7 protein-coding genes are annotated in these 11,715 nt (G+C 32.5%); 5 read left to right on the top strand and 2 right to left on the bottom strand.

Going from position 1 to position 11,715, the window contains the following annotated elements:
• The first annotated feature begins 61 nt into the window (after positions 1-61).
• Positions 62-760 (top strand): ABC transporter ATP-binding protein, encoded by a 699-nt coding sequence (locus tag ABV008_RS02295; RefSeq protein ID WP_352418196.1) that lies wholly within the window; start codon positions 62-64, stop codon positions 758-760.
• Between the two features lie 176 nt (positions 761-936).
• Complete coding sequence (locus ABV008_RS02300; RefSeq protein ID WP_352418197.1) at positions 937-4,293, top strand: ABC transporter permease; 3,357 nt, start codon at positions 937-939, stop codon at positions 4,291-4,293.
• 301 nt (positions 4,294-4,594) lie between these two features.
• On the opposite strand, the gene ABV008_RS02305 is transcribed toward ABV008_RS02300, so the two are convergent.
• Positions 4,595-5,014, bottom strand: coding sequence for an OsmC family protein (locus ABV008_RS02305; protein ID WP_352418198.1), 420 nt, complete (start codon positions 5,012-5,014; stop codon positions 4,595-4,597).
• 181 nt (positions 5,015-5,195) lie between these two features.
• On the opposite strand from ABV008_RS02305, the gene ABV008_RS02310 reads away from it, so the two are divergent.
• Complete coding sequence (locus ABV008_RS02310) at positions 5,196-7,307, top strand: stalk domain-containing protein (RefSeq protein ID WP_352418199.1); 2,112 nt, start codon at positions 5,196-5,198, stop codon at positions 7,305-7,307.
• 95 nt (positions 7,308-7,402) lie between these two features.
• Here the strand turns inward: ABV008_RS02310 and ABV008_RS02315 are convergent, their stop codons facing one another.
• Positions 7,403-8,533, bottom strand: coding sequence for an FAD:protein FMN transferase (locus ABV008_RS02315; RefSeq protein ID WP_352418200.1), 1,131 nt, complete (start codon positions 8,531-8,533; stop codon positions 7,403-7,405).
• 339 nt (positions 8,534-8,872) lie between these two features.
• On the opposite strand from ABV008_RS02315, the gene ABV008_RS02320 reads away from it, so the two are divergent.
• Both ABV008_RS02320 and ABV008_RS02325 read left to right on the top strand, forming a co-directional pair.
• Positions 8,873-10,756, top strand: coding sequence for an NAD(P)/FAD-dependent oxidoreductase (locus tag ABV008_RS02320; protein ID WP_352418201.1), 1,884 nt, complete (start codon positions 8,873-8,875; stop codon positions 10,754-10,756).
• A 113-nt stretch (positions 10,757-10,869) separates the two neighbouring features.
• On the top strand, positions 10,870-11,715 hold an 846-nt coding region (locus ABV008_RS02325; protein WP_352418202.1), incomplete at its 3' end, for a polyprenyl synthetase family protein.

Consider the following 11,715-nt stretch of genomic DNA (forward strand, 5'->3'; position numbering starts at 1 on the left):
CAAAATCGAATTATGTTTGTAAGTTGGAATAATATATTATATAGAGAATAGGGGAGACAATATGGGAACTATACTTAAAGCAGACAATATTGAAAAGACTTATGGCAAAGGTGAACTAAAGGTCCATGCTTTAAAGCCTTCTAATCTAGAAATCGAAGAAGGAATATTTTATGCAATTATAGGGAAAAGTGGCTCTGGGAAATCAACCCTCTTGCATTTACTTGGAGGTCTAGATAAACCAACTGGAGGCAAGCTGTACTTAGAGGGGAAAAGTGTATTTGATTTGAAGGATGCAGAGCTAGCTGTATTACGTCGTAGAAGAATAGGCTTTGTATTTCAAGCTTTTAACCTTTTGCAGGAGCATACGGTTATGGAAAATATCCTAATGCCTATACATCTAGATGGAAAAGATCCAGACATGGACCATTTTAACGAAGTAATAAATTCCTTAGATATTGAGGGAAAACTTTCATATTATCCTGATGAGCTTTCAGGTGGAGAAAGGCAACGTGTTGCTATTGCCCGTGCTTTAGTTTCTAAACCTGCAATAGTCCTTGCAGATGAGCCTACTGGGAACCTAGATGAAAAAACAGGGCAAGAGGTTCTTAAACTTATAAAGGAATCCGCTAGGAAATTTAATCAGACTATTATACTAGTCACCCATGACCTAGAAATAGCTGCTGAAGCAGATAGAATCATCACTATTGCAGATGGAAGAATCTCTTCTATAGTAGATGCAGAAGATTATCAACATGCATAGGGGATGAGATACTGTGTAAAGGCTGTCATCTGAGCGAAGCGAATGGAACTTAAATAGCTTTAAATGCAGATTCTTCACTGCGTTCGGAATGACAAAATAGCATAGAAAGTGAGTTTTCACAAGTCTGTGATAGTATATGAAAACTCACTTGATAACTGCAAATGAAGGGGGAGCATATGAAAATTAAGGATATTGCTAAAACAGGGCTTAAGGGTAGAAAGAAGGATACTTTTTTATTAAAATTAGTTATTACATTAGCATTTATTTTTATTGTGACATCAACTATTTTTGAGGCAAGTATTGATAAAACCAAATTAGAACAACGCTCGGATTTGTATGGACAGTGGCATGCAGCATATCTTAATGGAGATGAAGAGATTTTAAATAGATTAAGAAAAGAACAGGAAGTAGATAAAACGGGAGTCAGCTTAATTATTGGTGAATCGAACAACTGTGGAGTTGTAGGAACTTTTAATCAAGACTTAATAGATATGGGAAGATTCTCACTTTATAAAGGTAGTTATCCTAAAGCTCCTAATGAAATAATGCTGGAGCTTAACCAAATGAGCAATATGAATCTTGACCTTGAAGTAGGGCAAAAAGTACAGGTTGCCATTTCTATTCAAACGGTAGATGGCAGTATGAAAGATTATATAAAGATTCTTAACAAAGAGTTTACTGATAAGTTTGATAAAGAAATAGAAGAAGTAAACCTTTTAGAGTTAGATTGGTTAATTGGAAACTATGAGAAATATATTGGTGAATTACCTACTGATGAAAAAGAAGCAGAAGATGAACTAAGAAAATTATACTCTAACTATTATTTTGGTAATGCCGTTCAACATCATCGACATCATGAAACTCCCTTTGAGCAAATAGGAGATGTGACAGTTGTAGGAAGTAATGATTACTTGTATTATTATTTTATGGGAGATGAAATGAGCCCAGAAATAATTAGAAAAAAGGGACTCTTAAGAAGTCAAAAGATAATTCTTAAGAAGGAGTTTATTATAACTGGTATATTACAAACCTATACTGATAAGTGGGACTTGGGTGGACACAAGGCTGCCAATGCTTTTATAACTGAAGAAGGAGCAAAGGCTTTTACAGAAGCTTTTTATAATACTACAATAGGAGATTTTTCAGACTATGAAATGAGTTACAATATATTTCTACATTCTAATTCTTCTAAGGAAAATCTTTATTCCAAATTAGCAATCAAATATCCAAATAGAGAAGAAGCCTTGGAAAATGAAGAACCAAATGTAGAAATAGATGAGTGGTCTGGCAGATATTTATTTGGCGACACAGATGAAGAAATAGATGCAGCATTTGAAAGAGCTGAGAACTGGGGCGTTAGTAGGAAATTAGAAGATTGGAGAGAAGACTACTTAGAGGGAAAGGGAAGCTCAGAGAATAAGATGGAGATAAATACTGATAATTTCCGAAGGAATAGATTTTCTTATCCAAGTGATTCTCTTTCAACTGAATATGTACTTACATTGACTATAATTGCAATTATATTTATAGCAACAGCACTAGCTATATTCCAAATATTTTTAACACAGATGAAGAGAAGAGCTAGAAAAATAGTGTTACTAAAATCAATTGGTGCTACTAATGGACAGATTATTAAAATTATTTTATTTGAAGGGTTATATCTTCTGCGTACTGGTCTATTGATTGGTATACCTGGAGGATTTGGATTAGCAGTTATTATTATATATGGAATGAATATATTTGGTGGAAGAAATCTTCAATTTTATATAATTCCAAAGCTACTTGTTCTTGGTATATTAGCATGTTGTTTAGCATTATTTATTGGTATGTCCATACCTATGATATTTGCAATTAGGATACCTTTAGTAGGTACTATGTCAAAACCCCCTAAACATAAGAAGATTAAGCACAAAAGTAATAATAAAGGAAAAATAAGACGTCAAACTTTCGGATATATTAATTGGAGATATTTTAAATTAAACAAGGGTAAAACATTTATTTCCTTTGGTATATCTTTCATTACAATTACTATTATACTTTCAACAATTCTTCTGTGTTATCTTTCTTTTGACAACTACAAAACCACAGTATTATACAATAAGAGACCAGACTATGCTCTTGAAACTTATTATGGAGATACAAGCAGAGGTATTAAAGCTGTAGAAGAAAATTTAAAAGAAATCGATGGAATTAAATCTACTGAGGTATATAAGGTAGGGAAACAGACTTTCCTATGGTATGATGGCATAGAAGAAAACATACTATTGAGAACATACGAACAGCTACTACCACAGCGTCTTTTAGCTGGTCACTTTAGCAGTTATAATAAGGACCTTGAAAATGAGCCTGAGTGGATAAAAAATGCATTTTACACTAGAACCTATGGCATTGACCCAGATAGTGAATTGTTTTCTCGATTTAGTCTAAGCGTCACTAAGGGAGCAGTAAACAAAGAAAGATTTTCAAAGGGTAAAGAGATTATTCTATTGGTTCCAATGTATCTTTCAAGAGATGCTAATATTAATAAAAAACGCTTTAGTGATGATGAAGTTATATTTGCAACAAATGAAGGTAATAGAATGAGGTGGCTATTTGATAGAAGTGATACTTATAAGATTACCTATAATAGTAGATATAGCAAATATTATGACGTACAGGAAGATATTAAACCTGGAGATATAATCTATTTGTCCTCCGATGATGAAAAGATAGTTGGAGATAGTTATGTAGTGAGCCATACCACAAAAGAAGTTAAAGTTGGAGGGGTTATACATTATTTCCCAAAAGAGGGAATGTGGCCATTTTCGGATAGTACAGCACCTTATATAGTTGTTAGTTCAATAAACGGTATGGAGTCTGTTTATCCTAGCTCCAGATTTGGATTGTACCCAAATACTTTAGAAGAAAGAAAGTCTGCTGTAAATGCATTATATCCAACTAAGTATGGACGTACTCTTTGGTATATAAACACTGATACTAAAGAACAAGATGTAATACTAAATTCAAAATTATTAGCCTATGCTAATAATAATGGATATACTGTATATAATTATAAGGAGAGTAATTCTAAGCTATACCAAGAAGCTTTTAATAATGCTCTAATTATTGGACTATTAGGGCTTACAGCAGCAGCCATAGCATTTATTATTCTTTACAATACAATGGTGTCAAAGATGGAACAAGATAGAAACAGAATAGGGATATTGCAGTCTTTTGGAGTGACAAATGCTCAATTTTCTAGACATTATTTACAGGTAGGGATAATTAATGGGTTCATATCTGTTCTAGTTGTAAATATATTATTAGTAATTGTATTATTCATTACCTCTATAGGAGCTACAGAAGGAATAACTATGACAATTGGAGACCATATAAAGGATATATTTGCCTACAGGCTATGGTTATATCCATGGGTAGCGCATGTTGGCATATGTATAGTATTCTTTATATTAACAGTACTTATATATTATTTGCCTAGCAGGAATATAACAAAACAATATCCAGTTGAAAATATAAGAAGTCTTGGAAGATAAATTTTTCTGAACATAAGCCTTGATTAAATCAAGGCTTTTATTTTTATAAAAATTTATTCTTGATTGTTTTTCGCTTATTTACCTAAAAAATTATTATTTTTAAATATCATATCCCCTTATTTTATTAAACAACTATTATGGAGCTTATTCTATAGAAAAAATTTTCTCTGAAATTATTATTAATTACTTCAAACGAGTCAATTAATGCAAGTTATCTTGTATTAATTGACTTGCTTTTAAATAGGGGTGAGCACACATCATTAGCACCAGCTATATCTATAAATATTTCTTATCTTCTAGTTTATTCTACTAACATAATTTCGTAAGTAACGGGTGTAGCAGCCTTTAGCATAGCAGAAACACCGCAATATTTTTCTTGAGACAGTTCCACAGCTCTTGTAATTTTATCTAAAGGAAGATTTTTTCCTTTAAACTTAAAGATTAAATGAATATTTTTATAAACCTTAGGGTGTTCCTCAGTATTATTAGCTTCTACTTCAATATTTAAATCTTCTATTTCCACTCTCATTTTATTTAATATAGATACAACATCCATACCTGTGCATCCAATTAACCCTGCTAACAGCAGTGGCTTAGGTCTGGGGCCTAAATTATTTCCACCTACTTCTTCAGATGCATCAACAATAAGATTATGACCATTAATATTCATTTCAAAAGCCATATTTCCCTTTAATTTACCATTTAGTTTAGTCGTGCCCATAAACTTCCTCCTTTCTAGATCTATTATAACTCTATTACCCATTAAAGATGATAATTAATAATAAAAATCTGTTTTTTTAGGAGAAAAGCAATTGTAATCAAATAGTAACTTAATTTATTCAACATTTTAATGTACAATGATAATAACAAAGGTCAAAAATTATTTGTGGAGGAGGCACAAAATGAAGAAAAGAACTAAAGTGATAAAATGGAGTCAATTTTGCATACTGTTAGCAGTTCTTATGTTTATTCAGATATCTAGCCCTGAAGCTTTAGCTACAAATGAACCTAAATTATTGTTAAATGGACAAGATATTACTTTAAAAGCTGAACCTGTAATACAAAATAATAGAACTCTTGTACCAATACGTTTTATAGCTGAACAACTTGGAGCACGAGTTGATTGGAATGGAGAAGACTGGACAGTTAAGATAGAAAAGGAAAATACTTCTGTACTTTTAAGGATTGATAGCCATTTAGTTGTATATGAAAACGCTGAAAAAATATATGATTTATGTGATGTACCACCAAAAGTTATAAATGATCGTACTTATGTACCTCTTCGCTTAGTTGGTAATGCATTAGGAATAGAGGTTGAATGGGATGCAGATAGCAACACTATTTATATGGATGCAAATAAAAAAGTTGACATTGAGCCATTCTTTGATGTGAATATTTCATCCATTAATTCGGGACAAGCCATTACAGGAAAAACAGAGCTACAAATAGATTTACCTAGTGGTGAAATAAAAAACGCATCTGAGATAAAATACCTTTTGTTAGATCCTAATACAGCAAAAGGCACTGTTATAGCTAGAGGAAAGCAATTAACTGACAAGTATCTTTGGGTACCAAGTTTACAAGAAAGTGGAGAACGGGTGCTTGTAGCTGCTATTTATGATAATAATGGACATTTTTTAGCAGGTGATTCTATTTCTGTAAATGTAGAGGTTATTCCAGAGGTATCATTAATTGGTTTAGTTCAAGATCAAGTACTAACTGGTACAGTTTCTATAGGTACTGATAGTAATTTTGTTTCATCCTATGTAAAATATGAAATTACTAACTTGGATAACAATAAGGTAACAGTAACTTCTGAATCTGATCCATATGGACCGTATAATTGGACACCTAATATGTATGATAATGGGAACTATGCTTTTAAGGTAATAGCATATGATAGTGATAATCAGGCTTATGAGAGTCAAGTAATTAGTGCCAAGGTTGATGTTCCTCGCAAGCTAGCATTGTCAGGGGTTTCAAATGGAGCAACTATTAATAAGCCAATAACATTATCATCTTCAATAAATTTCTATGTTAACCAAACTGAATATGTACTGAGAGATCCAAGTACTGGAAAAGAAGAGATTTTAGCTCAGATTCCATATGGAAGCTACAAATGGTTTCCAGGTCCAGAGTATTCAGGAACTAAGGAATTATTTGTAAGAGTTAAGGATACTAGAGGAGTAATTCATGAAAGTGATAGAGTAAGTGTTAATTTAGCCGGAACTCCTAGATTACTTTTAGAAGGTGTAGGACCTAAACAAGTTATTACAGGGTCAGTTAAGCTAAAGGCTACCAGCAATGTTGCACTAGAAAAAGTAAATTATATTTTTATAAATGTGGCAACAGGAGCCAAAAAAGTTATAGCGTCTAATCAAGCTCCACAAGCTGAATATACACTTACACCTGCTCAAGGTCATGAAGGAAATTGGATGATTCAAGCTGAGGGTATATATAATTCAGGAAAGAAAGTCCTAAGTGAAGCTGTTCCTGTTAGAGTATATTTAGGTAAAATTTATTCAAAAGCTCCTGTTATAGAAAAAGATCAATTCTTGGGGTTAGCATCTAAACTGGCAAGGGAATCCTGGGAAAAGACAGGTATGTCTGCAGCTATTCAAGTAGCTCAAGCTATTAATGAAACGGGTTGGGGGCAGAGCGTACCAGTAGATAAATATAGTGGAAAGATGTCTAACAATCTATTTGGGATAAAGGGCAATGGGTCTGCAGGTAGTGTAATAATTAAAACATGGGAAGTATATAATGGAGTAACATTCCATGTTGATGCAGAATTTAGAGCATACAATAATGTAAAAGAAAGCTGGATAGACTATAATAGATTGCTTTTAGATAAGGAAAGATATGAGCCATTTAGGGAAGTAATGCATAACAGTACTTTAGGTGCTTGGGCTATAAGAAGGGCAGGATATGCTACTGACCCACAATATCCTATTAAATTAATGAGGCTTATTAAGCAATATAACTTGCATGAGTTAGATGAAATAAGCATATAAAAAAAGAGTACTAAATGCTAATGGGACGGTTTTTGCATTTGATTTGATGCAAAAAGAACCGTCCCTATTGCACCTATTGCATACGTTCCTTTGCTTTAAATATCTTTTTCTTTGAATTCATCATTTGTAATTTTGAAGGACTCTTTAAGACTTTTTGTAACATATACATTTTTATCTTTATCTACAAGAATTGCATCAATTCCATCTAACTTTTCAATTAACTCCATTCCTTTTTCAGTTCCCAGAGCAAATACTGTAGTTGATAATCCATCTGCATCTATTGATTTGTCTGCGACTATGGTGACACTCATTAAAGAGTTTTTCACAGGATAGCCTGTAAATGGGTCTAAAATATGATGGTATCTCTTCCCGGTCTCAATAAAGTACCTTTCATATACTCCGGATGTAACAATGGTTTTATCTTTGACGTTTAATATACCTATATGTTTATTTCTTTCCTGAAATGGGTTTTGGATGCCAATATTCCATTTATCATTTTGGCTTTTTCCCCCTAAGGCTAATACATTTCCACCTAAATCAATAATAGCATTGTTAATATTTTTTGATTTTAGATAGTCTGCAATTACATCTGCAGCATATCCTTTTGCAATACCGCCTAAGTCAATAACCATGCCTTCTTCTGCTAACTTAACGCTTCTATCAGATTCATTAAGTAAAATATGATTATAGTCAATTTTTCTTAATACTTTATCGATTTCACTTTGCCGAGGAACATTTGCATCTTTACTTCCAATTCCCCAAAGCTTTACTAGAGGTCCTATGCTTATATCAAAGAATCCATTTGAAAGTGAAGAATAGTACTTTCCTTTTTCAATTACAAAGTAGGTTTCAGGTGACACCTTGACATAAGACTTTCCAGCGTTTTTATTAATCTTACTTACTTCGCTATTTTCGATATTAATGCTCATTTTATTCTCAATACTTTGTATAAGACTAAATGCTTCATTAAAAAAATCTTCAGGCTGAGGCTCTAAAAGTTTAATTTGTACAACTGTACCTAATAGAAATCCAGTTTTCTCTTTTGTTAAACTATTTTCAGATTGGTTCATATCTTTATATTTATATAAAACAGAATACAGACCAATGGCTATTACAATAATAGACAATACATAAACAATAAACTTTTTAGCTTTTCTATTCCCTTTATATTCAAAATCAGACTTTTCTTCAAATTTGATAATAGTCATTTTTCTAGTTTTTCTCATATTTTCCCTCTTTCCTTCTAAATCGAGTCATATGTTAACAAAAACATTATAACACTATTAAAAATTTGTTTAAAGTAAAAGAAAAAGCATCAAATTATTATCATTTGCTAGTTGAATGAAAATAATCATGAACAAAATAAACAAAAAGTATAGCTAATGACCAAAAACCTTCCAAATGTAGACATTTACTAAAGCTATGATAATATTTTAACTAAGATAGTTTGTGTATTATCAAACTTTATATTGAATAGTATACTATTCATTTTAATATTCGTTAAAGAGGGCTCCATTGACAGGGAGTTCAACCCATCTTAATGCAAATAAAGGGGAGGTTAAGTAATGGCTAATACTAAACAAATCATAGTACTTGGTGGTGGCTATGGCGGTATATTAGCAGCAAAAAAGCTAGGTAAGTTATTTAAAAAGGATGACAGCGTAAAAGTAACGTTGATTGATAAGAAACCATATCATACAATGTTGACTGAATTACATGAGGTTGCAGCAAACAGAGTTCCTGAAGATTCTATTAGAATCGAATTCAAAAAAGTATTTGCAAAAAGAAAGGTAGATTTTGTACTTGATGAAATCACTGAGATTGATTTTAAAGGGAAAACGTTAAAATCAGAAGTAAACACTTATAAATATGATTATCTTGTGTTAGGTACTGGATGTAAGCCAACATATTTCGGTATTCCTGGTGCAGAAGAATATACTAAAAAGCTTTGGTCATATGAGGATGCAGTTGATCTTAAGGAGCATATTCTCAATATGTTTAGAGGAGCAGTAAAAGAACCTAATGTAGAAAAAAGAAGAAAGATGCTTACTTTTGTGGTAGTTGGCGGAGGTTTTACTGGAGTTGAAATGATAGGTGAGCTTGCAGAGTGGAAAGATAGACTTTGCAAAGAATTCTATGTAGATGAAAAAGAAGTGAAGCTCTATGTAGTTGATGCTTTACCTAAAATTCTTCCTATATTCCCAGATAAATTAATTAAAAAAGCAGAAAATAGACTTAGAAAATTAGGTGTTGAGATAATAACAGGAGCAGGAATTACAGAAGTTAAGCCAGGTTCTGTTACTATGGGTGAAAAAGGTACTATAGAGGCAGAAACAGTAGTTTGGGCAGCAGGAGTTGAAGGTAGTGAATTACTAGACAATCTAGATATTGAACAAAAAGGTAGAAAAAGAATTGTAACAAATGACAAGCTTCAATCATTAGATTATGATAATGTTTATGTAGTAGGAGACAATATATTCTATATACCTGAAGGAGAAGAAAGACCTGTTCCACAAATGGTTGAGAACGCAGAACATTCTGCGCCACTAGTTGCACATAATATTTATGCAGATATTAAAGGTGGAGAAAAGAAGTCCTATAAACCAGCTTTCCATGGAGCTATGGTTTGTATAGGTGGTAAATATGGTACAGCACATGTAGGTTTCCCAGGAAAGTTCTTTGGATTACCTAGCTTCTTTGCAATGCTTTCTAAGCATTTTATTAACTTGATATATTTCTTCCAAGTAGCAGGCTTTAATAAATGTTGGTCTTATGTTATGCATGAATTCTTTAATGTTAAGGATAACAGAAGCTTCCTTGGTGGTCACTTTGCTAAACGCTCTCCAAACTTCTGGCTATTCCCATTAAGATTATTTGTAGGCTATAAATGGTTAGAACAGGGTTTGCATAAATTACCAGGAATTCTTGAAGATCCTTCAAAGATATTCTTGATACCAGCACCAGCATCAGCTACAAGTGCAGCTTCAGCAGCAGCAGATGCAACAGCAGCAGCAACTGGTGCAGCTGCAGGAGCAGAAGCGGCAGCAGAAGCAGCATCCCAATGGGGTGCAGCACTACCAGTACCAGAATTTATTGAAAATATAGTAAAATGGTCAATGGATGCATTCTTCTATACACCTGAAGGAGGATATACAAAACTAGCTGAAATCTTCCAAGCAGGTATGGTTATAGGTGAAGTGATAGTAGGATTGTTATTGATTGCAGGCTTGTTTACAGCTTTAGCTTCTCTAATATCTATAGCAATGGGACTTATGATTTGGTCTTCTGGTATGGCACCTACAGAAATGCTTTGGTATTTAGCAGCAGGTGTTGCCTTAATAGGTGGTTCTGGAAGCACACTTGGTCTTGACTATTATGTATTACCTGTTCTGAAAAAATGGTGGAAGAATACAGGTTTTGCAAAGAAGACTTATCTATATGTTGATTAGTAGAATTAAAATACAGTGTCCTTTTAAAGATTTCTTTAGAAGGACATTTCATTATTGTATAGAATTATATAAAAAGAATCTTATTTATAAACTTAGTGAGTAAAGGTGAGAAGATGAATAAATTTTGGAACGATTATCCTGCATTAATCAATGAACTAAATGAAGTGAAGAATATTATTAAAAAAAATTTAAAATCTAGAGAGAAAATCCTAGAAGAGTCTATATTGCCAATGGTTGAAAGTGGCGGTAAGATGCTTAGACCTGCATTTGTTCTTTTATCTAGTAAATTCGGAGAATATGATGTTAAAAAAATTAATAATATTGCAGCAGTTATTGAGATGCTCCATATGGCTACTTTAATTCATGATGATATAATAGACGATGCTAAGCTTAGAAGAGGTTGCGATACTATACAATATAAATTTGGAAAGGATTATGCAGTCTATACTGGAGATTTTCTTTTTTGTCAATGTATTAATATGCTAGCTGAGTATGATTATAATATGGAGGATTTAAGGAATATTTCAAAGGTGTTAACTAAGATTTGTATGGGAGAGATTACTCAATATAATCTCAGATACGGAAAGAATGCAAGCCTAAGAAATTATATTAGAATAATATCTGGAAAGACTGCTGCACTTTTTGCAATAAGTTTTTATACAGGCGCCAATGAAGCAAAATGTAGTGAGTCTATTTCAAAGTCTTTAGGCAAAATAGGATATTATGCAGGAATGGCTTTTCAAATTATAGATGATATACTTGATTATAGAGGTAATACAGAGCAACTAGGCAAACTAGCTTTAAAAGACTTGAAAAGAGGATATTATACATTACCTTTAATATTTGCTTTGGAAAAAGATAAAGATGGAAGGCTTAAAAAATTACTTGACAGTGAAACTTTATCAAATGAAGAAATCGATGAAATAATAGTGCTAGCCAATGAATATGATGGAATTAAT

Origin of the sequence: Proteiniborus sp. (assembly GCF_040308045.1) — a bacterium.
Taxonomy (GTDB): Bacteria; Bacillota; Clostridia; order Tissierellales; family Proteiniboraceae; genus Proteiniborus.

Bases quoted from the DNA above. Each gene is read 5' to 3' on its own strand.
- ABV008_RS02310 (WP_352418199.1), top strand. From the start codon at position 5,196: ATGAAGAAAAGAACTAAAGTGATAAAATGGAGTCAATTTTGCATACTG.
- ABV008_RS02320 (WP_352418201.1), top strand. From the start codon at position 8,873: ATGGCTAATACTAAACAAATCATAGTACTTGGTGGTGGCTATGGCGGT.
- ABV008_RS02305 (WP_352418198.1), bottom strand. From the start codon at position 5,014: ATGGGCACGACTAAACTAAATGGTAAATTAAAGGGAAATATGGCTTTT.
- ABV008_RS02315 (WP_352418200.1), bottom strand. From the start codon at position 8,533: ATGAGAAAAACTAGAAAAATGACTATTATCAAATTTGAAGAAAAGTCT.
- ABV008_RS02300 (WP_352418197.1), top strand. From the start codon at position 937: ATGAAAATTAAGGATATTGCTAAAACAGGGCTTAAGGGTAGAAAGAAG.
- ABV008_RS02295 (WP_352418196.1), top strand. From the start codon at position 62: ATGGGAACTATACTTAAAGCAGACAATATTGAAAAGACTTATGGCAAA.